The organism is Prevotella sp. S7 MS 2 (assembly GCF_000762865.1).
Classification (GTDB): Bacteria; Bacteroidota; Bacteroidia; order Bacteroidales; family Bacteroidaceae; genus Prevotella.
Genome location: NZ_JRPT01000021.1, coordinates 24,660 through 46,687, shown reverse-complemented (window position 1 = coordinate 46,687; position 22,028 = coordinate 24,660). Strand labels below are relative to the sequence as shown.

The 22,028-nt window shown below is 46.0% G+C and carries 20 protein-coding genes; 10 read left to right on the top strand and 10 right to left on the bottom strand.

Annotated elements, in window-relative coordinates:
- The first annotated feature begins 23 nt into the window (after window positions 1-23).
- The 3 genes from HMPREF0671_RS05035 (at window position 24) to HMPREF0671_RS05025 (ending at window position 3,087) form a co-directional block, all read left to right on the top strand.
- Entirely contained in the window at window positions 24-1,319 is a 1,296-nt protein-coding gene (locus HMPREF0671_RS05035) for an O-acetylhomoserine aminocarboxypropyltransferase/cysteine synthase family protein (RefSeq protein ID WP_036897474.1), read from the top strand.
- 118 nt (window positions 1,320-1,437) lie between these two features.
- On the top strand, window positions 1,438-2,385 hold the full coding sequence (cysK, locus tag HMPREF0671_RS05030; RefSeq protein WP_036897471.1) for a cysteine synthase A: 948 nt from the start codon (window positions 1,438-1,440) through the stop codon (window positions 2,383-2,385).
- A 117-nt stretch (window positions 2,386-2,502) separates the two neighbouring features.
- Window positions 2,503-3,087, top strand: a complete 585-nt coding sequence (locus HMPREF0671_RS05025) for a GNAT family N-acetyltransferase (RefSeq protein WP_036897468.1) — start codon at window positions 2,503-2,505, stop codon at window positions 3,085-3,087.
- A gap of 16 nt (window positions 3,088-3,103) precedes the next feature.
- On the opposite strand, the gene nhaD is transcribed toward HMPREF0671_RS05025, so the two are convergent.
- From nhaD to HMPREF0671_RS05000, 5 genes are all read right to left on the bottom strand, one after another.
- The gene (nhaD, locus tag HMPREF0671_RS05020) at window positions 3,104-4,456 is read right to left on the bottom strand and encodes a sodium:proton antiporter NhaD (protein ID WP_036897465.1); all 1,353 of its coding nucleotides are present in this window, start codon (window positions 4,454-4,456) and stop codon (window positions 3,104-3,106) included.
- Window positions 4,457-4,547: 91 nt separating this feature from the next.
- Window positions 4,548-5,333, bottom strand: a complete 786-nt coding sequence (locus tag HMPREF0671_RS05015) for a TatD family hydrolase (protein WP_036897462.1) — start codon at window positions 5,331-5,333, stop codon at window positions 4,548-4,550.
- A 3-nt stretch (window positions 5,334-5,336) separates the two neighbouring features.
- Window positions 5,337-6,035 carry a hypothetical protein gene (locus HMPREF0671_RS05010; protein ID WP_036897460.1) on the bottom strand — a complete coding sequence of 233 codons (699 nt, stop codon included), beginning with the start codon at window positions 6,033-6,035 and terminating at the stop codon, window positions 5,337-5,339.
- A 15-nt stretch (window positions 6,036-6,050) separates the two neighbouring features.
- Window positions 6,051-7,025, bottom strand: coding sequence for a polyprenyl synthetase family protein (locus tag HMPREF0671_RS05005; RefSeq protein WP_197421768.1), 975 nt, complete (start codon window positions 7,023-7,025; stop codon window positions 6,051-6,053).
- Window positions 7,026-7,070: 45 nt separating this feature from the next.
- Complete coding sequence (locus HMPREF0671_RS05000) at window positions 7,071-7,793, bottom strand: energy transducer TonB (RefSeq protein ID WP_036897457.1); 723 nt, start codon at window positions 7,791-7,793, stop codon at window positions 7,071-7,073.
- A 189-nt stretch (window positions 7,794-7,982) separates the two neighbouring features.
- Here HMPREF0671_RS05000 and porQ point away from each other — a divergent pair, with 189 nt between their 5' ends.
- From porQ to HMPREF0671_RS04975, 5 genes are all read left to right on the top strand, one after another.
- Window positions 7,983-8,930 (top strand): type IX secretion system protein PorQ, encoded by a 948-nt coding sequence (porQ, locus tag HMPREF0671_RS04995; RefSeq protein ID WP_036897455.1) that lies wholly within the window; start codon window positions 7,983-7,985, stop codon window positions 8,928-8,930.
- A 47-nt stretch (window positions 8,931-8,977) separates the two neighbouring features.
- Window positions 8,978-9,664 (top strand): (d)CMP kinase, encoded by a 687-nt coding sequence (cmk, locus tag HMPREF0671_RS04990; RefSeq protein ID WP_036897452.1) that lies wholly within the window; start codon window positions 8,978-8,980, stop codon window positions 9,662-9,664.
- A gap of 305 nt (window positions 9,665-9,969) precedes the next feature.
- Window positions 9,970-10,377: a PH domain-containing protein gene (locus tag HMPREF0671_RS04985; protein WP_036897449.1), complete on the top strand. Its 408-nt coding sequence runs from the start codon at window positions 9,970-9,972 to the stop codon at window positions 10,375-10,377.
- Window positions 10,361-11,644 (top strand): D-alanyl-D-alanine carboxypeptidase/D-alanyl-D-alanine-endopeptidase, encoded by a 1,284-nt coding sequence (dacB, locus tag HMPREF0671_RS04980; protein ID WP_036897446.1) that lies wholly within the window; start codon window positions 10,361-10,363, stop codon window positions 11,642-11,644. Before HMPREF0671_RS04985 ends, dacB begins: the two co-directional genes overlap by 17 nt.
- Window positions 11,645-11,659: 15 nt before the next feature.
- The gene (locus tag HMPREF0671_RS04975) at window positions 11,660-12,829 is read left to right on the top strand and encodes a mechanosensitive ion channel family protein (protein WP_036897443.1); all 1,170 of its coding nucleotides are present in this window, start codon (window positions 11,660-11,662) and stop codon (window positions 12,827-12,829) included.
- A gap of 20 nt (window positions 12,830-12,849) precedes the next feature.
- Here HMPREF0671_RS04975 and HMPREF0671_RS04970 read toward each other — a convergent pair whose 3' ends face one another.
- Window positions 12,850-13,254: a hypothetical protein gene (locus HMPREF0671_RS04970; RefSeq protein ID WP_036897440.1), complete on the bottom strand. Its 405-nt coding sequence runs from the start codon at window positions 13,252-13,254 to the stop codon at window positions 12,850-12,852.
- 162 nt (window positions 13,255-13,416) lie between these two features.
- On the opposite strand from HMPREF0671_RS04970, the gene HMPREF0671_RS04965 reads away from it, so the two are divergent.
- A complete protein-coding gene (locus HMPREF0671_RS04965) occupies window positions 13,417-14,514 on the top strand; it encodes a phosphotransferase enzyme family protein (RefSeq protein ID WP_036897437.1) in 1,098 nt (365 codons plus the stop codon).
- Between the two features lie 116 nt (window positions 14,515-14,630).
- Here HMPREF0671_RS04965 and HMPREF0671_RS04960 read toward each other — a convergent pair whose 3' ends face one another.
- From HMPREF0671_RS04960 to dxs, 4 genes are read right to left on the bottom strand one after another with little or no spacing between them, the layout of a single operon-like run.
- Complete coding sequence (locus tag HMPREF0671_RS04960) at window positions 14,631-15,596, bottom strand: type I phosphomannose isomerase catalytic subunit (protein ID WP_036897434.1); 966 nt, start codon at window positions 15,594-15,596, stop codon at window positions 14,631-14,633.
- A 36-nt stretch (window positions 15,597-15,632) separates the two neighbouring features.
- A complete protein-coding gene (locus HMPREF0671_RS04955) occupies window positions 15,633-17,090 on the bottom strand; it encodes a TrkH family potassium uptake protein (RefSeq protein ID WP_036897430.1) in 1,458 nt (485 codons plus the stop codon).
- Window positions 17,090-18,433 carry a Trk system potassium transporter TrkA gene (gene trkA, locus HMPREF0671_RS04950; RefSeq protein ID WP_036897427.1) on the bottom strand — a complete coding sequence of 448 codons (1,344 nt, stop codon included), beginning with the start codon at window positions 18,431-18,433 and terminating at the stop codon, window positions 17,090-17,092. Before trkA ends, HMPREF0671_RS04955 begins: the two co-directional genes overlap by 1 nt.
- A gap of 4 nt (window positions 18,434-18,437) precedes the next feature.
- Complete coding sequence (dxs, locus tag HMPREF0671_RS04945; RefSeq protein ID WP_036897424.1) at window positions 18,438-20,360, bottom strand: 1-deoxy-D-xylulose-5-phosphate synthase; 1,923 nt, start codon at window positions 20,358-20,360, stop codon at window positions 18,438-18,440.
- 139 nt (window positions 20,361-20,499) lie between these two features.
- Here dxs and HMPREF0671_RS04940 point away from each other — a divergent pair, with 139 nt between their 5' ends.
- Window positions 20,500-21,909, top strand: coding sequence for an aminopeptidase C (locus HMPREF0671_RS04940; protein WP_036897421.1), 1,410 nt, complete (start codon window positions 20,500-20,502; stop codon window positions 21,907-21,909).
- Window positions 21,910-22,028 lie beyond the last annotated feature (119 nt).

Here is a 22,028-nt window from a genome sequence, read left to right as displayed (position 1 = left end):
CTAACAAAAGAAAGGAAGCTATTATGAGCAACGAGAAGAGACTACACTTTGAGACATTGCAACTGCATGTAGGCCAAGAACAGGCCGACCCCGTGACCGACTCACGCGCTGTGCCAATCTACCAGACAACTTCTTACGTGTTCCACGATGCACAGCATGCAGCCGACCGTTTCGGTTTGCGCGATGCCGGAAACATCTATGGTCGTCTCACCAATTCTACCCAAGGAGTTTTCGAGGCTCGTGTGGCAGCACTCGAAGGTGGTGTGGCAGGATTGGCAGTAGCATCGGGAGCAGCAGCCATCGCTTACTCACTGCAAAATATAGCTCGTAATGGCGACCATATCATAGCAGCCAACAACCTCTACGGCGGAACATTCAACTTGATTCAGCACACGCTGAGCACGCAAGGTGTATCGGCTACAGTGGTCGACCCATCGAACTTAGAAGAGATAGATGCCGCTTTCAAGGAGAATACCAAAGCCATAATCCTCGAAACTTTCGGCAATCCAAATGCCAGCGTCACCGACATCGACCGTATCAGCAAAATAGCTCACAAGCATAACACAGTGGTTATCGTAGACAATACGTTCGGAACGCCCTACTTAATTCGTCCGCTTGAGCACGGTGCCGACATCGTGGTGCACTCAGCAACGAAATTTATCGGTGGACATGGAAGTTCGCTTGGAGGTGTCATTGTAGACGGTGGAAGATTCGACTGGAAAAGCAATGCCGACAAATACCCATCACTGGGCAAGCCCGATCCCAGCTATCATGGAGCCGTATTTGCCGACGTAGCCGGTACAGCAGCTTTTGTTACTCGCATCCGGGCAGTGCTCTTACGCGACACCGGAGCAGCTATCTCGCCATTCAACGCATGGATTCTATTGCAAGGATTGGAAACGTTGAGTCTTCGTGTGGAGCGCCACACCTACAATACAAAGAAGATTGTGGAGTATTTAGCAACTCATCCGAAGGTAGAACGCGTCAACCATCCAGCGCTGGAAAGCCATCCCGACCACACACTCTATACAAAGTTATTCCCCTATGGAGGCGGTTCTATCTTCACATTCGAGATAAAGGGCGGACAAGAAGCGGCTTGGGCTTTTATTGACCATCTGCGTATTTTCTCGCTACTAGCCAATGTGGCTGACGTGAAATCGCTCGTAATCCACCCAGCAACAACCACCCATTCACAACTATCGGAACAGGAATTGAACGAACAGCACATCTATCCATCGACCATCCGACTCAGTATCGGTACCGAACATGTGGAAGATCTCATCGATGCACTGGACGAAGCGTTCGACTACGTAGGATAAAATAAGACAAGAAATCGCTAGAGAGTCGAATAAAGAAACTCCAAATGACTCTCTGCAAAATACAATAATACAACAAAACAACGTTATAAGAATATCACAACAATTAAAATACAGCATTATGTCAAACATCGTAAAACAAATAACTGACCTTATCGGTCAGACTCCACTTGTACAACTTAACAAGTTTTCAACAGCCAACGGACTCGGCAATCCCATCATTGCCAAGGTAGAATCTTTCAATCCCGGCGGCAGTGTAAAAGACCGTATAGCATTCGCCATGATTGAAGATGCCGAGAAGAAAGGTATCTTGAAACCCGGTGCAACCATCATCGAACCAACCAGTGGAAACACCGGTGTGGGCTTGGCATTGGTATCTGCCGTGAAAGGATACAAACTTATCCTCACCATGCCCGAAACGATGAGTGTGGAACGTCGCAACCTCGTGAAGGCTTACGGTGCCAAAGTAGAACTCACCAGTGGAAAGGATGGTATGAAAGGGGCTATCAAGAGAGCCGAGGAACTGCGCGATTCAATAGAGGGAGCTGTAATTCTTGGCCAGTTCATCAATCCTGCCAACCCACAGAAACATTATGAGACGACGGGTGAAGAGATTTGGAATCAGACCGACGGAAAGGTGGATATATTCGTAGCCGGCGTGGGAACAGGCGGTACTATATCGGGTATTGGCAAGCGATTGAAGGAACATAATCCCAACGTCAAGGTGATAGCCGTAGAACCAACAGACTCTCCGGTACTGAGCGGAGGTGCTCCCGGCCCTCATAAGATTCAAGGTATAGGTGCCGGTTTCATCCCAGATACCTACAACGCCGCAGTCATTGACGAGGTGTTCCAAGTGGAAAACGACAACGCTATCCGCACCGGAAGACAGCTAGCACAGCAAGACGGTCTGCTCGTAGGAATCTCTTCGGGAGCCGCTGCCTATGCTGCCGCACAAATAGCCAAGCGTCCGGAGAATGCAGGTAAGACCATCGTAGCCCTGTTACCAGACACGGGAGAGCGCTATTTATCGACCGTTCTCTACGCTTTCGAGGAATATCCTCTATAAGAAAAAACATTCAGAGACTTTTATAATAAAAGCGAGTACCTATTGACAGGGCTCGCTTTTTTTTCGTATCTTTGCTTATCCTAAAAATGGATATAACTTTGATACACCTATTATAATATGATACAGATACACCAAGCAAACCCCGATATGGCACCACAGATAGCTCCACTCATCATGGAAGCAATGAATACTGAATGTTGTCAATACTTTGCGGGACCGGAACATACACTCGATGATTTCAGAGAAATGATGATTTCGCTCATCCGACGAGACGATAGTCAATACAGTTATCGCAACGCGCTGGTGGCTGTTACAGCTCAAGAGGAAATCATTGGAGTTTGTATTACATACGATGGTGGACAACTCCACTCGTTAAGAAAGGCTTTTATACAAGCGGCGAAAGATGCTTTTGGTCGCGATTTCAGTAATATGGACGATGAGACAGAATCTGGCGAGCTCTATATTGACAGCCTCTGTGTGCGACAAGAATATCGCGGTCAAGGTATCGCCACCCTACTATTAAAGGCCGCTATCGACCGAGCCAAGAGTTTGGAGATACCTTTGGTGGGACTATTGGTAGACAAAGGAAATCCCCATGCTGAACATCTTTACAAGCGAGTGGGATTCCAATACGCCAACGATTCAGCATGGGGAGGTCATCAGATGAGACATCTGACTTTCCGAGTATCCCCGAAAGGATAACTCGGAGCGATATTCTTTAGATAGGAGTTACAAGAATAAAGGTGCGAAGCAACCAATAAGAGAAGATTCCAGCAATATATCCTGCGAATGCAATCCATGAGATATGCTTCATATACCAGCCAAAAGTAATTTTCTCTAACCCCATGACAACGACCCCGGCTGCACTTCCAATGATGAGCATTGAGCCTCCAACACCAGCACAGTAAGCCAACAACTGCCAGAAGATACCATCAATAGCCATATCACCTGTAGGTGTTACAGGGTACATACCCATACATCCTGCCACTAAAGGCACATTGTCTACGATACTTGAAAGCACACCAATAATACCCGTTACAGCGTAATGGTTGCCATCGAATGCCACATTCAAACCTTGTCCCAAAGCCGTTAGAACGCCTATTTCTTCCAAACATGCAACGGCCATGAGGATACCTAAGAAGAACAAAATGGTCGACATATCAATACGACTCAACAAATTGGTGACACGTTTTTGCATTCCTTCATGTCCGGAACCCAGCTTACGATAAAATACTTCGGTTGTTGTCCACAGCACACCGAGTACCAACAGGATGCCCACAAAGGGAGGGAGATCTGTCAGATAACGGAAGATGGGAACAAATACCAAGCCACCTACACCGATGATGAAAATCATCTTGCGCTGCGAGCTATTGAAGTCGAGCACCTCATAATCAGACTTCACCTTGGCATCAGTGTCTTCCAACTGCCCTTTCAACATAATTTGTAACAACAAAGCAGGAACTATCACCGATACAACGGACGGTATGAAAACTTCCGAGATAACCCCTAATGCAGTGATAACTCCCTTGTTCCACAGCATAATCGTAGTGACATCGCCTATTGGAGAGAACGCTCCACCAGAGTTAGCAGCGATGATAACCAACGAAGCATATATCATTCTGTCTTTCTTGTTATGCACTAACTTGCGCAAAATCATAATCATAACGATGCTCGTCGTGAGGTTATCGAGGATTGCGGAAAGGAAAAATGTCATCACAACGATCTTCCATAGCAACCCACGTTTGGTCTTTGAGCGTAGTTTATCGCGCACAAAATTAAAACCACCGTTTTGATCTACAATCTCTACAATGGTCATGGCACCCATCAAAAAGAAGAGAGTTGTGGACGTACTACCTAGATGATGCTCGATAGCAGTGCCTACAGCGTCTATCAATGCTTGCCCACTAAGACCGGTAATGTAACTTCCCGGATCGAGCATAAAGAGTGTCCAACAAGCTACAAACATCAATAATGCGATGGCAGCCTTATTTACTTTTGCTACGCTTTCAATGGCTATGAAGAAATAACCTATAACGAACGTAATGACAATTGCAATGGTTAATGTTGTCATGATATCTGTTTAAAATTCGATTGCAAACTTAATAAATAACATGGAAATAAGAAAATAAAACCTTATTTTTACTTCAAAAATAGATAAAAGATTATTCGATGCCGAATATGCGCTTCACATTGGCATTGGTTTGGATGGCAACCTGCTCCTCGGAAACACCATAACTAATAGCCAATTGTTGCAATACAAGCTTCACAAAAGCACTTTCATTGCGCTCTCCACGATGCGGAACGGGTGCCATATAAGGGCTGTCGGTTTCTAAAACGATTCTATCCAAAGGCACCATTGCAGGCAAATCTTCGCGCAGATGACTACTTTTAAAGGTCAGCACACCACCAATTCCAAGCACGAATTTATCGAACTGTAACAGTTGTTCAGCCTCTTTGGCGTTGCCGGTGAAGCAATGGAACACGCCACCAGGCAGTTCTTTGTCGTATTTCTTCAACAGATTCACCATCTCGTTTTGTGCCTTTCGACAATGAATCATCAATGGTAAGCGATATTCTATCGACCATTTCACCTGCTCTTCGAAGCATTCCAACTGCTCCATTTCATAATCGCGAGTCCAATAATAATCCAATCCCACCTCGCCAACAGCAATGAAAGGATGGGGTTGGGAAAGGCGTTTCTTCATCTCGCTGAGCACCTCTCGCCAGTCGGTCTTCACTTCTTCGGGATGCAATCCTATCATAGGATAAGCGAAACCGGGATACGATTGGCACACCGCCAACACCGTATCGACCGACTTTAAGTCTATTGCGGGAATGAAAACTTTGGATACTCCAGTCGCTTGAGCACGTTGCATCACAGCCGAAAGATCTTCTTTGAACTCCTCACCATCCAAATGTGTATGGGTATCTATAAATGTATAAGCCATAAATTAATAAAGATGTTCCTCGTGACGACGATAATAATACACTACTCCTAACTTCCTACACGCGACATATCTCACTTCTGGTGGCTCGTTCTCATAATGCTTCTCTATCTGATTCCATAAGTCTAGAAGCACTTCATCCACCTTCGGACGAAGCTCTTTCAAGCGTTCTCGTGCCTCTTGCGTGCGAGCTTGAGCTTGCTGTTGACGCTCATAGACATCACGATAAATATCATAATGCGTGGCCACCATGCCTATCGTTGGATTATAGATAGGCCGTCCACCAGCCTTGATACGCGCTTTTTCGCCTTCAATCACCTTACTTCCCCATGTGATAAGATTATCACCAGTCTTCATATCGGGCAGAGATGACGTATCTACAGACAGTCCATAGAGTAGCAATCGTTGCCGTTTAATTTCTCCACGTTCCACTGACATAAGCAATACCTGTACAAAATGACTCAGATACATGAAAGCCTTGCGTTGCACCTTATCCACTTTTGCCGTCTGACGAGTTTGCGCTTGGAAGCACAGCTGATACTGCGAGTTGGCCGTCAACAACTGTTCGTACATCGTCTGTGAATCATTGATGGTCTTCCAATCAACGAAGCGATTGCGCACAGTGTATATATCATTGCAGTCCAACAAGGTCTTCAATGCTTTTAGGCGGGCTGTATCGGTTTTCGGCAAACGTCTGTAGGGCATATCACAAACTCTGTTTTAACTTTGACGCTTCATCATTCTACGAGCGTAAGCCGCCAATTCTGCCTTGCGTTCAGCCGGTACTTTCACGGCTTCCAAGTATTTCTCGCTCTGTGAAAAATAATATTCTATCTTCTCAAGTGCCAACTTATCGATACCCATTTCATTATAGAGTTGGGTCACGGCAGCCACTTTCTCCTTCTTATCAAACTCTTTTGCTTTCACCCATTTAGTGAGTTCGGCATGCTGGCGAGCATCCGCTTTGTTGAAAGCATTAATCAACATATAAGTTTTCTTATTGCTTATAATGTCTCCACCAATCGCTTTACCGAACACTTCAGGGTCTCCGTACACATCCAAGAAGTCGTCTTGCAACTGGAATGCCAACCCTATTTGCTCACCGAAGCGATACAGATTGTCGGCATCTTCGGCCGAAGCATCTGCCAAAATAGCTCCTATCTTCATCGCACAAGCCAACAACACGCTCGTCTTCAAGCGTATCATTTCAATATATTCGGCTTCCGTGACGTCGTTACGAGTCTCAAAATCCATATCGTACTGCTGTCCCTCGCCTATCTCCAAAGCCGTTTCGGTGAACAGGTCAAGTACCTCTTTCAAATGCTTCTCGCCACATTGAAGCATGTGTTCATAAGCCAAGACAAGCATAGAGTCGCCCGAAAGGATGGCAGCATTCGCACTCCAACGCTTATGAACAGTCTCTTTGCCACGACGAACTTCGGCCTCATCCATCAAATCATCATGCAATAACGTATAGTTATGGTATGTTTCCAGTGCACAAGCCGAGGAAAGTATGTCTTCCGGATGGTCTTTATAAAGATTGTAAGCCAACAGCATGAGCGTGGGACGGATACGCTTTCCACCAATGGAAAGAACATATTTCACGGGGTCGTAGAGCACTGTGGGCTTTCTATCATACGGCAATTGGTCTAAATAGGTATTGACTTTTGCCAATATCTCGTCTGCTGTTAATATCATATCTTGAGTTGTTTGGTTCATGTGAATAGTATTCTTTTATTTCTATAGGTTAAAGTTGATGGGTATGGCAAACATGGTTCGACAAGGTTTATTATACATAATACCGGGCTTCCACTTCGGCATCATTCCCACCACACGCAGTGCTTCGCGGTCAAGCAAGGGATGTACAGATTTGTCTATATGCGCATCAGCAATCGAACCATCCTTGTTGATGATGAACGAAACGACCACCTTACCTTGTATTCTAGCCTGTTGAGCCGACACAGGATATTTCAAATTCCGCGTCAACCACTTCATAAACTCCACCATGCCACCCGGATATTCAGGCAATTGCTGTACGATTCGGAAGCTCACCGGCTCATCGTTCTGGCTCAAAGCCACTACCGTGGGCGGTGTTTGAGTCTCTGTCTCGTCGCTTTTTACCTGTGCTCCGGCTGCATTGGCATCTTGTTCGGCCTCACCCGTATTAGGATTGAGCCTATCGGGAACCTCCGTCACATGTTCAACAGGCTTCACCCGATTGGTCACACTACGTGAAACCTGTGTCGGAGCAGCCGAAATCATATCTTGACGGTCTATGGCCGACATCAACTCCAAGTCGTCTTGGGCATCATCATCTATCAAACTCTTGGCACTATCCGTGTTTGTCGTGGCGGTATATTCCAATGCTACGAAGCACACAGACAGCACCAATACGAGTCCGATGAGGAACATTGTAAGACGTTTGTCCTCCAAATTGGCCTTATATGATTTCTTTTCTTCCAAAGCGACTAGTCGTCATAACACTGTGGGGCGAGGTACTTCACATGCTGTTAGGTTTCCTATTGGTAGTCTTGCTAAGCAGTATGGCAATAATATCCACCTTTCAACGTTACAATACTGATTAAACAACGCAAAGTTACTTCTTATATTTGGAAAAGCAGTATCTTTGCCAAATAATTAGGAAAAAATTCAATGAAAAGAGTCGCTTTCGCTTTTTTACTCAGCATCGCAGCCTTTCAAGCCTTTGCACAAGAGAGCTTGACGGGGTACAACTTCCTCCGACTGCCCGTCGGCGCACATGCTGCTGCCCTCGGTGGAGACAACATCTCCATCATCGAAGACGACGAATCGTTCATTTTCAGCAATCCCGCTTTACTTTCATCGGTCACCGATAAGACCATTAATTTCAATTTTATGAGTTACATGTCGGGCGTCAATACGTCCTCGGCTGCCTTCAATCGCAATATTGGCGAGCGTGCCTCATGGGCCGTTTCAGGGCAATATATCGACTACGGGAAGATGAAACAGGTAGACGAGAACAACATCCAGACTGGTGAATTCGGCGCACGAGACATCGCCATGACCGGATATTTCTCTTATATGTTGACCGATCGGATAGCCGGTGGCATCGCTGCCAAGTTCATTACATCGTACATCGGCGACTACAACTCGATAGCCATGGGTGTAGACTTGGGCCTCAATTACTACGATAGCGACCGAGACTGGTCGGCATCATTCGTGGTTAAAAACCTTGGCGGACAGCTGAAAGCCTACGATAACATCTACGAACACATGCCCATCGACGTGCAATTGGGCGTAAGTAAGCGATTCCTCAACGCACCACTGCGTCTCTCTGCCACACTCGTAGACCTGAACCATTGGGACTACAAACTCCTTTATCATGCCGTGATGGGTGCCGAATTGCTTCTCAGTGACAATATTTGGGTGGGCGCCGGCTACAATTTCAGACGTGCCAACGAGATGAAAATCATCAACACCAAACGCGAGGAAAGCAGTCATGGAGCCGGTTGGAGTCTAGGCGCAGGTCTTAATTTGGAACGCTTCAAGCTCAATTTGGCCTATGGCAAATATCATGTGAGCAGCAATTCTATCACGATAAACGTGGCTTACAGCTTATAAATCATCAAGCAATCAATTACTCGAACTATCGAATAAAATAAAAAACAATGAATAAAATCACCATCGCCATTGACGGTTTTTCATCTTGCGGCAAAAGTACCATGGCCAAGAATCTGGCCAAAGAGATAGGTTATATCTATGTAGATACGGGTGCTATGTACCGAGCCGTCACGCTTTTTGCCCTTCGCAATGGCCTTTTTGCAACCGACGGAAGCATCGATACGGCACGTTTGGAGCAACTGATACCTCAAATCAACATCTCTTTTAAATTCAATCAAGCCACCGGTGCACCCGATACATATCTCAACGGTGAACTGGTAGAGCGCGACATCCGCACCATTGAGGTGAGTAGCCACGTCAGTCCCATCGCAGCTATTCCCTTCGTGCGCCAAGCTCTCGTGGCTCAACAGCAGAAAATGGGACAGGAGAAAGGCATCGTAATGGACGGACGCGACATCGGTACCACCGTATTTCCGGATGCAGAACTCAAGATTTTCGTCACAGCTTCGGCCGAAGTACGTGCCCAACGTCGCTTCGACGAGTTGAAACAAAAAGGTATGCCTGTCGATTTCGATGAGATACTCCGTAATGTTCAGGAGCGCGACTACATTGATTCGCACCGCGAAGTAAGTCCGCTGCGCAAGGCCGACGACGCTATCGAACTGGACAACAGCCACATGACCATAGCCGAACAGCAGGCATGGCTGCTCAAAGCATACCAATCGAAGGTGTAAAAAATATCATTCTTCACTCTAAAATTCCGACTTCCCCCTTTAAAGGAAATCGGGATGAGGCTGCTGCAAGGTCGAGACAGCATTACTGGCTAGCCTTTTCAGCATCGCTGTCTAGCCGAGACAGCAAGATTGCTGCGGCCTTGCAGACAGCTGGTTTACAAGTTTACGAGTTGACAAGTAGACAAGATTACTTCTGCATTTACGTCTAAATACCGTACAAGGAGCATTGTGCTAAATTGTCTGTAAGTCTTTGATATATTCCGTCTTTTTCGTAAATTTGCAGACAATCATTATCAAAGAGGATTATGAGGAGAGTGTTCCATCAGCGTCTCACGCCTATCTCAGTCTGTTCCATCATCATCTTTGCATTGTTGGCTTTTTATTTTTTCTGGCTCAAAATGCCCATTCCGGGATTTCTTACAGCCATTGCCATCGTGCTGATGACCGAACGTTTGCTCCACACTGTCTACATTTTCGACATGCAGGGAGTCGATGACGTGTTGCAAATAAATCATGGGCGTTTTTCAAAAACCATCACCATAAGGGTGAGTGAAGTCGTGCGTGTCACACAAATGACTTCAGCTTTTGGCTTATCACACTACTTATTGCTAGAATATGGGAACGGTCACCTGACCAGTTTACAACCCGACAACGAGGAAACTTTCCGAAACGAACTGAACAAGAGACTAAAACAACATGACGAAATTCAATAGAAAAGCTGTCGGAAAGTTATTTCTGCTTTTCATAACATTTGCTGCTTGCCTGCCCCTACAGGCACAGACAGATGACCACAACACCGAAGACGACGAACTATCCAGCGCCACCGACTCCACTGCTTTTGCGAGTTTGGACAAAGACTCTATAGCATTGCCGTGGCCACAATACGTACAACACCATCTAGACATACTGCTACAAAGCGACATGCTGAAGACTTCGCAACTAGGATTGATGGTATATGACCTTACAGCCGACTCCGTACTCTACCGCTATAACGAGCGCCAAACCATGCGGCCAGCCAGCACAATGAAGGTCATCACGGCCATTACGGCCATCGACAAGCTCGGTGGAGACTACCGTTTTCGCACCGAACTGTGCTATACAGGCAACATAGAGAACCGCACATTGACCGGAGACGTTTACTGTGTGGGCGGTTTGGACCCGCGATTCGGTACCGACGACCTGAAAGCATTTGTGGAAAGCCTGCGCAAGATGGGTATAGACACTATCCGAGGGCACCTCTATGCCGACCAGTCTATGAAGACACGAGACATCTACGGAGAGGGTTGGTGCTGGGATGATGATAATCCCAACCTCACTCCCCTGCTCCTTTCGCGCAAAGACCAGTTCATGGACAGGTTTGTAAGAGAACTGCGTGCCGACAGTATTGTGGTAGATGCATTCGTGGCAACAGCCAAACGACCAGCAGGAGCCTACTGTATCTGCACGCGATTCCACACTATCGACCAGATATTGATGCGCATGCTCAAAGAGAGTGACAACCTCTATGCCGAATCAATGTTCTACCAATTGTCGGCATTCATGGGCGAACAACCGGCCACAGCCAAAGGTTCGCGCAACGTCATCAGGCGATTGGTGTCGAAGATTGGGCTCAACCCAGCCGACTATTACTTTGCCGACGGTTCGGGACTATCACTCTATAACTATGTATCGGCCGAACTGGAGACGATGTTGTTGCGCTATGCTTTCCACAACAACAATATCTTTATCCACCTGAACAAGGCACTACCTATAGCCGGGCTCGACGGTACGCTGCGCTCACGCATGAAAGGTACGTACACCAAAGAGAACGTCATAGCCAAGACCGGCACCGTGAAAGGCGTCAGTAGTTTAGCCGGTTACTGCACAGCTTACAATGGGCATCGGCTTTGTTTCGCTATCTTGAATCAAGGAATATTAAGTCATCGCAAGGCTAGAGCGTTCCAAGACCGCATTTGTTCGATACTTTGTAACCCCAATTAAAAAACCTGCCACCTTATGGAAACAATCCGTATCTTCGTAGAGTCACTCATCCAACTAACTGGAATAACGGGCAGTGCCGTACCCATCGTGCGCCACATAGCCCTCGTTATCGTAGCTGTCTTGCTTGCATGGAGCTGCGGTCATTTGGGGCGACACCTCCTTATCCCCCTAATTCATAAGATAACAGCTCATACAGCAGCACAATGGGACGACCAAATATTCAATGATCGAGTACTTCGTTCGGCCTGTCGTATCATCCCGGCATTGGTCATCAGATGGCTGTTGCCCATGGTTTTCTACCAATTCCCCATCGTACGAGACATCTTGGAACGTCTCACCGACATCTATATCACGATTATGTCGGTGCGCATGGTAACGGCTTTACTCACCAGTGTACAACAGTTGAACACAGCACATAGTAGTAGTGCCCGCCAATACTTGCAATCATTCTGTGGCGTACTGAAGATTATTGTCATCTTCATTGCCGTGATTATCGTGGCAGCAATTATCCTCGACAAGAATCCGAGCACTTTGTTTGCCGGTTTGGGAGCCACTTCGGCCATCCTGATGCTGGTGTTTAAAGATACGATAGAGGGACTTGTAGCCGGTATTCGGCTCACAAGCAACGAGATGTTGCATAAAGGTGAATGGATTACAGTGGCTTCGGCAGGTGCCGACGGAACGGTGGACGAAATGACATTGACCACTGTCAAAGTGAGAAACTTCGACAATAGCATCACCACCGTGTCGCCATTGACACTTGTCAATGGGTCGTTTCAGAACTGGAAAACCATGCAAGAAGGAGCCGGGAGACGTGTGAAGCGCAAGCTCTTCTTCGATTTTCGCAGTATCAAGATAGCAGATGAAACGCTGAAAGAGCATCTTCGACAGCACCATTTAGTTACCGAAGAACAGTTGAAAGACGAAAATGTGGTGAACTTGACACTTTTCCGAGCATACATGGAAAAGATGTTAAGCGAATCAAAAGAGGTAAACGCGGACATGACATTGATGGTTAGGCAACTGGAACCAACAGTATCGGGCTTGCCCATAGAGTTTTATTTCTTTATCGCTACGACGGTTTGGACCGATTTCGAGCATGCCCAAGCCGACCTTATGGAACGCATTTATGCCCTCGTACCGGAATTTGGGCTCAAGGTTTATCAGCAATATCCCATGCAATAGTTACACCTATTATATATAGGTTAGGGTTGGATGGGCTTCCATTCGTCCAATCGAGAGACGATACTATCGCCGGTCTTCAGGACAAAGAACGTGGGATGAACAATGTGGTCGTAGTCTGCATTACCGTTAACTCGCAAATGGCGAGCCTTACTGAAAACCAATGTATCACGACGAGAAGGATAACTGACGAGCTGGAGTAGCTCATGAGTAGAACCGAAACCGATATAATAGAGGCCTACACTATCCCTGACAACCACCTTCTTCTTGGCCGTCTTAGCTTGAGCGATGCTCGTATCGGCCGGCTCAAACAGACTGGCCGCTACCGTATCACCCATATTTTCCTCTCGATGCAACTGTCTACAAGAAGTCGTAAGAACCGTGGCTGCCATGAAAAAACTTAATAGTGCGAAAGTGTATTTTCTCATATCTGTATTTGGTTTCGTATCTACAAAAGTACGAAAAAAGAAAATTACTCTTCAGACATTGTCCATAAAATCTGAAAATAACTAAAAAGAAAGCGAATGGCGACGCTCGTTTGGTAGTTTCTTACTACCTTTACAGACAGAACCAAACAACTATATTATATCATGAAAGAAGAAACTCTTAACCAGATTATTTCTCATTTTGAGCTCAAAGGAACGGTCGAAAAGATTGCTCCGTTAGGCAACGGACTCATCAACGACACCTATAAGGTGACGACAGAGGAGGCAGATTGTCCCGATTATGTGTTACAGCATATCAATAATGCCGTGTTCCAAGACGTGGAACTGTTGCAACACAACATAGAAACGGTGACCGGTCATATCCGTGCAAAACTCGAAAAAACAGGTGCAGACGATATTGATCGTAAGGTATTGACATTCGTAAAAGCCGACAACGGCAATACTTATACACAGGATGAAGAGGGTCGTTATTGGCGCGTGATGGTGTTTATACCTCGCGCAAAGACTTTCGAAGCCGTGACACCCGACTATGCTTACTTTGCTGGTAAGGCTTTCGGAGAGTTCGAGAGTATGCTGACCGACCTCCCCGAACAACTCGGTGAGACCATACCCGACTTCCATAACATGGAATTACGTATTCGTCAGTTGCGCGAAGCAGTCGCTGCCAACCCGGCAGGAAGACTGGCAGAGGTACAAGAGATAGTAGACGAGCTTGAAGCTAACGCCGATACCATGTGTCAGGCAGAGCGTCTTTATCGCGAAGGGAAGTTGCCTAAACGCATTTGTCACTGCGATACAAAGGTCAACAACATGATGTTCGACGAAGAAGGACGCGTACTCTGTGTCATCGACCTCGACACTGTAATGCCTAGTTTTGTATTCTCCGACTACGGTGACTTCCTACGTACAAGTGCCAACAAGACCGCCGAGGACGATCCAAACTTGGAAAACGTGGCGTTCGACGAGGAAGTGTTCAAGGCTTTCACACGTGGTTATTTGGAATCGGCCAGCGTATTCTTGACACCGTTGGAAATCGAGTTATTGCCTTATGCTGTGGCTCTCTTCCCCTATATGCAGTGCGTTCGCTTCTTAGCCGACTACATCAACGGCGATACTTATTACAAGATTAAGTATCCGACACATAATCTTGACCGCACTCGAAACCAATTGAAACTCTATCATTGTGTAGTTGAAAAGACTCCGATGATGAAGAATTTCATTGCCGGTTTGACAACTAAATAAGTTGATTCAGCTATCATGAGGGTATCCGCAATGCCCTCTAAATAAACAATCCTGCCTCTAGTCGGTATAGACAGAAGCAGGATTGTTCCTTTTAATGTATGTCGGAAGAATACAGATTATACGTATGTCTCCAAGAACTTGATAGTTCCGCTCACTTTGACAGTCTTCGTTGTAGCCGGAACGAGGATGCTTTCGCCCTCTGTAAAGCTGAGTTCGTTGCCTTCATCATCTTTAATAGTACCCTCACCTTTGATTCCTATCAGAATAACAAAGCTGTCCAACTCGCTATAATCCAATGTCATGGGCTCGTTCAAGTCGTACACTGCCGTATTGAAATAGGGACAATGAACAAGACTTACCCCTTGATTCTTCATCGGAGTATAGGCTGTACGATAATCAGGCTCTACATGATAGTCGATGCTTTCAGCCGCTTCCTTGGTGTGTAACTGGCGCTCATTGCCATTCTTATCCTTACGTTTGAAGTCGTAGATACGATAGGTTACATCGCTAGTTTGCTGAATTTCGGCTAAGAAACAACCTGTACCGATACTATGGATACGACCAGCTGGCAAGAAGAAGCAATCCCCTTCCTTCACATTATACTCACACAGGGCATCTGTGATGGTATCGTTAGCCACCATTTCTTTGTATTCTTCAGGGGTAATCTCCTTGCTAAGACCACTGCGAAGCTTTGCATCGGGCGCACTATCCATAATGTACCACATCTCGGTTTTGCCACGATTGCCACGTCCTTGGCGCTGTGCTATCTCATCAGTGGGATGCACTTGGATAGACAATTGGTCGCGTGCATCTATGAATTTAATCAAGAGTGGGAACTCATTGCCAAAACGGCGATAGTTATCCTCGCCCACCAACTCGCCTTTCAGCGTCTCAACGACGGCATTCAAGCTTTTTCCTGCAAACTCACCGTCGCTTACAATGGTCTCATTATCCTTGACTCCGGATATCTCCCAACTCTCACCTACGTTGTCGAGATGTTCGTTGAGATGTTTGAATGGGATGATTTTATCACCACCCCATAGTGTTGTTTTCAGTAATGCGTTAAACTTTAATGGTTTCATATATTTACTCCTTATATATAATAGTTACTTTAAACATTAGTTCCTACGCCAAAATTCGGGTGTAAAAATGACGAGGACAGTGAATATTTCCAATCGACCGATAAGCATCATGAGCGAACACTCCCACTTTGCCAAGTCGGGTAACATGCTCCAAGACATCGTCGGACCAATCTCGGTACCCAATGTTGGTCCCACATTACCGATACTACTCAGGGTTATAGTGATAGCATTGGTATTGTCAATGCCCATCACTATCATCGAAAACGAAATGAAGATGCACAGCAAAAGGTACACGGTGAGAAACGAAAGTAACGTCACTCGCGGTTGTAAAGGTACATTCACACCGTCCACTTTCATCGGTAACACGGCATTGGGATGCAATATTTGGCGGAATTCATTGCGCACTATCTTGAGCAACATCGTTCCTCTGATACACTTCAAACCACCACTTGTCGACCCCGAACAGGCTCCCAAAGACATGCAAACAGCCAATATCACCCACGTAACATGCGGCCATTTGCTTGCATCATCATTGAAAAGACCGGTCGTAGTAATGAAAGACACCACTTGAAAGATACCACTCCGGAACGCATGTTCTACATCATAATGATTGTGTAGCATCAATTCAAACATGATAAAACCTGCAAATGCCAATACAATAAAGAGGTAAAAGCGGAACTCACTGCTCTTAAACAACTGCTTAACCTTAAACTTCATGATGGCAGCATAGAGCAATGTAAAGTTCACTCCAGACAAGAATGTAAAGAGCGTACAACTATATTCCAAACTCGGAGAGTGGAAAAAACCAATACTCTCATTGTGTGTAGCGAAGCCACCTGTAGCCGTCGTAGTCATCGAATAGTTAATACTGTCGAACCATCCCATACCACAAGCATAATAAGAAGCTATACATCCGGCTGTAATAATCAGGTAAATAACCCATATCCACTTTGCACTGGTGGAGAGACGAGGATGAAGTTTAGACTTGATAGGCCCCGTAGCTTCGGCCGCAAAAACCTTAACCGACCCGCCAACAAGCGACGGTAAGAGGGCTATTGTAAAGAAAACAATGCCCAAACCGCCTATCCACTGAGTCAACGAACGCCAAAAGAGGAGTCCATGTGGCAGTGCTTCTACATCGTCTATGATGGTAGCACCGGTCGTTGTGAACCCCGACATACACTCAAAATAAGCATCAGTAAAGCTTGTAAGGTATCCACTAATCAGAAACGGAGTCGTACCGAAAAAGCTAAAGACTACCCACGACAGTGTCACCACAAGGTAAGCATCTCGCCGAGACAATGAATTGTCTGATTTACGACCAAAGAATTTCAGTATCAAACCAGCTAACGAGGTGATAATAATACTTACCAAAAAGGCCATGGAGTCGTCTTCATGATAGCCAAAAGCCACTCCCATGCAACACAGCATAAGTGCTACTTCAATGAAAAGTAGCGATCCTAATACCTTATATATAGTCTTCCAATCAATCATTAATTGAATAGATTCTCTATCTTTTTCATGTTTACATTATGGCAGAACACCATCACTGAGTCGCCAGCCTCAATCATTGTATTACCCGAAACAAGGAATCCTACACCTTTTCTAACCAGTCCTCCGATGGTAACACCATTGGGTAAGCCAAGGTCTTTCACAGGTTTGCGAGTCACCTTCGCCCCCTCTTGTGGGATAAACTCGGCCACATCGGCATTCGCAGTCATCAAAAACCGCACATTATGCACATTGGCATCGAGCATCATTTGGTAGATGTGGCTGGCCGCAATGGCCTGTTTATTGATGATAGTACCTATATCCAAGCTCTCAGCCATACGTACATAGTCGATGTTTTCGACCATGGCCACCGTCTTACGTACTCCCATTCGTTTGGCAGTAAGACAAGCTAATATATTAGTTTCAGCATTACCAGTCAACGCAACAAACGCTTGTGTGCTCCTGAGACCTTCATCTTGTAGCAGCGGAATGTCTCTTCCATCGCCATTAATCACCAGTGTACTGTCGTTATCAAGCAGGTTGTTCAATTGTTCACAGCGTGCTTCGTCTATCTCAATAATCTTGGCGTTCATGTATTCGGGCATGGTTTTCACCGCACGTACAGCCGTACGACCGCCTCCCATAATCATTACATCTCGCACATCTACGTAATGTTCCTTGCCCACAACTTTGCGCACATAGGGTATATATTGCTTGGTTGTCATGAAATATGCCATATCGTAGAGCTTCAACACGTCGTTACCGCTAGGAATAATCGTCTCGTCATCGCGCTTAATAGCCACCACATGATATGGATCATCGGGTCCACAAATATCCTTTAAAGGCTGATTGAGCACCTCACATGTCTCACGTAGCTTGATACCGAGCATCACGAGCGCACCTCCATGTACATCCCAACGCTGTCTGACCCACGACATTTTCAACCCATTGTTAATATCTTGCGCTGCCAGCATTTCGGGATAGATAATCGAACTGATACCAAGTCCATTGAAGAAGCCTTGCAATTCAGGGTCTACATATTCGTAGTTATCAACTTTTGCTACTGTTTTCTTCGTGCCTAAAGCCTTGGCCAACGTACAACTCGTCACATTTCGACTCTCGTCATCGGTCACAGCTATAAAGAGGTCAGCACTACTTACACCGGCTTCTTTGAGTGCTTTGATGCTTGTACACGACTCGTTCAAAGTCATCAAATCATAATCCGAGCTGATATTCTCCAGCTTTTCCTGATCCTCATCTATCAAGATAATATCTTGATTGTTACGCGAAAGAAACTTAGCCAAATAAGTTCCAATGGTACAAGCACCGGCAATGATTATCTTCATACGCTTAGTTTATTGTTTCTTCTTGCTGCAACAAACCACTAATTTCGGCTACGATGCTGCCTATATCAAGTCCGCATAATGCCTTTAATTCATCCACTTCTCCGTGTTCCACAAAGCTATCGGGAACTCCTAGACGCACAATACGAGGCGTATATCCATGGTCTGCCATCCATTCCATCACTGCACTGCCCATTCCTCCGGTTCGTATTCCGTCTTCAACAGTCACAATCGGGCACTTCAGTTCGGCCACTTCTTGCAATAAATCCTCGTCTAGAGGTTTCAAGAAACGCATATCGTAGTGGGCAATACTGGCATTAGGATACGCTGCCATCACTCGATTGATAGCCTCCACAGCATCATTTCCCATCGGACCGATGGTCAATACGGCTACTTGATGACCATTGCGTAGTTTACGGCCTTTACCCACCGGCATCTCCTCCAATTCGCATTTCCAGTCTTTCAACACACCTTTCCCTCTAGGATAACGTATCACAAACAGTCCCTTATCGGGCAACTGAGCCGTAAACATGAGCTTACGTAATTCATGTTCATTCATCGGTGAGGCAATGGTCAAATTCGGTATGGGGCGCAAAGCTGCCATATCAAACACACCATGATGCGTCGGTCCGTCTTCTCCCACGAGTCCGGCGCGGTCTAAACATAGCACCACCGGCAGATTCAAGATTGCCAAATCGTGGATGATGTTATCATAAGCACGCTGCGCAAACGAACTATAAATGTTGCAGAACGGTATCAATCCGTCTTTCGCCATACCTCCTGAGAACGTCACGGCATGCCCTTCGGCTATACCTACGTCAAACATTCGGTCGGGCATCTCTTTTGAAAGGATATTCATAGAACATCCCGAAGGCATAGCAGGAGTTACTCCATATACCTTATTATTCTTGCGAGCAAGCTCCAACAGCGTCTCACCGAAGACATCCTGATATTTCATTGGCTCGTCGGCACAGTCGCTAATAAGGCGTTCGCCCGTCTCCGGATCGAACTTACCGGGGGCATGCCACACCGTAGCCGACTTCTCCGCTGGCTCATATCCTTTGCCTTTGACCGTATGCAAGTGCAATAGTTTCGGGCCTCGCATGTCTTTCAACTGTCTCAATAGTCGCACTACTTCTTGAATATCATTCCCATCGAACGGGCCGAAATAACGAATATTGAGTCCTTCAAATATATTCTGCTGATGACTAAGGGCACTCTTCAGCGCATTATTCAAACGAATAATACCCTTTCGGCGTTCCTCGTTCAGATACCCTTTGCGGTTCAACCACTGGCTAGCCTTAAAGCGTAACTTGTTATAAGTTGCATTGGTATCGAGATTCAAAAGATACTTCTCCATACCACCCACGGCACGATCAATCGACATGTCGTTATCATTAAGGATGATCAAGAGATCGTTAGGTGTAGATGAGACGTTGTTCAAGCCTTCGAAAGCCAGTCCACCACTCATAGCACCATCGCCTATCACGGCCACCACATGGCGATTATCTATCCCCATTTTCTTCGCAGCCACAGCCATACCTAATGCTGCAGAGATGCTATTACTGGCGTGTCCACACGTGAAAGTATCGTACTCGCTCTCCAGTGGCGACGGGAACGGACGAACACCATGCAACTTTCGATTGGTACAAAACACATCTCTACGTCCCGTCAGTATCTTATGTCCATAGGCTTGATGGCCTACGTCCCACACAATACGGTCTTCCGGCGTATTAAAAACATAGTGTAAAGCCACCGTCAACTCTACCACACCGAGACTCGATGCGAAGTGGCCGGGGTTTACACTCACCTCTTCGATTATGTCTTCACGAAGTTCTTTGCACACCTCCGATAGTTGGTCTACGGTCAACTTGCGTAAATCTTGCGGATATTTAATGTTGCCTAACAGGCCGAATTTGCTTTTATCCATCAATACTTATAGTATGATTAACTATGCAAAGATACTAAAAACTTTCGTAAGCTCAACGCCTTATTTCTACCATTTTAGCTGTTTTGCTCCTTATTTTCATTTTTAATATTTAACTTTGTAGTATTAATCATTATCTATTATGAACAAAAGAACTGTACTCATGAGTATGTGTATAGCAGCATCTCTAGCCGTTGGGGCACAAACCAAAGATGGAGGTATCTCATCACAGATGCTGCAACAAATTCAAAAATCGCAGCCGGCGGCTGCAATCAACAAAGCTATCTTCAATGCGATAGCCTCTAATAACATCGAAGACATCGCCAAGAACCATGCCAATTTAGGCGAGTTTGATACGCATTTTAGCGTTGAGACGCCTAAACAGAGCATTCACAATCAAAAGAGTTCGGGCCGTTGTTGGATGTTTTCCGGACTAAACACGTTGCGTAGCATGTTCGCTTTGCGCGATGAGCAAAAGCGTATCGTGGAATTTTCACACGACTATCTCTTCTTCTGGGATCAATTAGAGAAATCCAATCTCATGTTGCAAGGGGTCATAGACTGCGCCAACAAGCCCATCGACGACCCACGCGTACAATTCTTCTTCAAGCAACCCATCGGCGATGGTGGTACATTCTGCGGTGTGGCCGACTTAGTAGAGAAGTACGGACTCGTACCGATGAGCGCACAACCCGAAACATTCTCCAGCGAAAATACACGTAGTATGGGCAAGCTACTGTCCAGCAAACTGCGCGAATTCGGCCTTGAACTACGCACCATGGTGTCTCAGAAGAAGTCGGCATCGGCCATCAAGGCTCGCAAGACCGAGATGCTTGGTACCGTATATCATATCCTGACACTCACCTTGGGCGAACCCGTGAAGGAGTTCACATACACATTCCGCGACAAGGATGGAAAGGCCGTAGGCGAAAACAAGACCTATACACCGCTTTCATTCTACAAAGAAACGATAGGCAGCCCCATCAACGGAACGTTCATCATGGCCATGAACGACCCGCGACGTCCCTATTATAAGACTTACGAAGTGGAACTAGACCGCCACACTTACGACGGACATAACTGGAAATATATCAACCTTCCGGTAGAAGATATAGCCAAAATGGCTATCGCCTCGCTCAAAGATGGCCGCAAGATGTACTCTTCTTACGATGTAGGAAAGCAACTCGACCGTAAGCGCGGATTCCTCGATACCGAGAATTTTGACTATGCTAGCTTGCTTGGTACGACGTTTGGAATGAACAAGGCCGACCGTATAAGCACCTTCGATAGCGGTAGTACCCATGCCATGACGCTCACAGCCGTAGACCTCGACGCACAGGGTAACCCATTGAAATGGAAGGTTGAAAACAGTTGGGGAACCGATAGTGGTCGACAAGGGTATTACATCATGACCAACCGGTGGTTTAATGAGTACATGTTTCGCCTTGTCGTCGACAAGAAATATGTCCCTGAAAACATCTTGAAATTGGAACAGCAAAAACCAATCATGGTTGTTCCTGAAGACCCATTGTTTGCCGACGACAACGACTAAACAGCCCTATTTTGACGACATAGCATAGAGTTGCCCTCGCAAGACGAATACTTTTAAACGAACATCTCGGCTATCTGGCAACTCTATATATTCTCCCTCTCCTTGGAAGAGAACCGGAA

Excerpts from the sequence above, each read along its gene's own strand:
- HMPREF0671_RS05035 (WP_036897474.1), top strand. The coding sequence starts at position 24 with ATGAGCAACGAGAAGAGACTACACTTTGAGACATTGCAACTGCATGTA.
- cysK (WP_036897471.1), top strand. The coding sequence starts at position 1,438 with ATGTCAAACATCGTAAAACAAATAACTGACCTTATCGGTCAGACTCCA.
- HMPREF0671_RS05025 (WP_036897468.1), top strand. The coding sequence starts at position 2,503 with ATGATACAGATACACCAAGCAAACCCCGATATGGCACCACAGATAGCT.
- nhaD (WP_036897465.1), bottom strand. The coding sequence starts at position 4,456 with ATGACAACATTAACCATTGCAATTGTCATTACGTTCGTTATAGGTTAT.
- HMPREF0671_RS05015 (WP_036897462.1), bottom strand. The coding sequence starts at position 5,333 with ATGGCTTATACATTTATAGATACCCATACACATTTGGATGGTGAGGAG.
- HMPREF0671_RS05010 (WP_036897460.1), bottom strand. The coding sequence starts at position 6,035 with ATGCCCTACAGACGTTTGCCGAAAACCGATACAGCCCGCCTAAAAGCA.
- porQ (WP_036897455.1), top strand. The coding sequence starts at position 7,983 with ATGAAAAGAGTCGCTTTCGCTTTTTTACTCAGCATCGCAGCCTTTCAA.
- cmk (WP_036897452.1), top strand. The coding sequence starts at position 8,978 with ATGAATAAAATCACCATCGCCATTGACGGTTTTTCATCTTGCGGCAAA.
- HMPREF0671_RS04985 (WP_036897449.1), top strand. The coding sequence starts at position 9,970 with ATGAGGAGAGTGTTCCATCAGCGTCTCACGCCTATCTCAGTCTGTTCC.
- dacB (WP_036897446.1), top strand. The coding sequence starts at position 10,361 with ATGACGAAATTCAATAGAAAAGCTGTCGGAAAGTTATTTCTGCTTTTC.
- HMPREF0671_RS04975 (WP_036897443.1), top strand. The coding sequence starts at position 11,660 with ATGGAAACAATCCGTATCTTCGTAGAGTCACTCATCCAACTAACTGGA.
- HMPREF0671_RS04970 (WP_036897440.1), bottom strand. The coding sequence starts at position 13,254 with ATGAGAAAATACACTTTCGCACTATTAAGTTTTTTCATGGCAGCCACG.
- HMPREF0671_RS04965 (WP_036897437.1), top strand. The coding sequence starts at position 13,417 with ATGAAAGAAGAAACTCTTAACCAGATTATTTCTCATTTTGAGCTCAAA.
- HMPREF0671_RS04960 (WP_036897434.1), bottom strand. The coding sequence starts at position 15,596 with ATGAAACCATTAAAGTTTAACGCATTACTGAAAACAACACTATGGGGT.
- HMPREF0671_RS04955 (WP_036897430.1), bottom strand. The coding sequence starts at position 17,090 with ATGATTGATTGGAAGACTATATATAAGGTATTAGGATCGCTACTTTTC.
- trkA (WP_036897427.1), bottom strand. The coding sequence starts at position 18,433 with ATGAAGATAATCATTGCCGGTGCTTGTACCATTGGAACTTATTTGGCT.
- dxs (WP_036897424.1), bottom strand. The coding sequence starts at position 20,360 with ATGGATAAAAGCAAATTCGGCCTGTTAGGCAACATTAAATATCCGCAA.
- HMPREF0671_RS04940 (WP_036897421.1), top strand. The coding sequence starts at position 20,500 with ATGAACAAAAGAACTGTACTCATGAGTATGTGTATAGCAGCATCTCTA.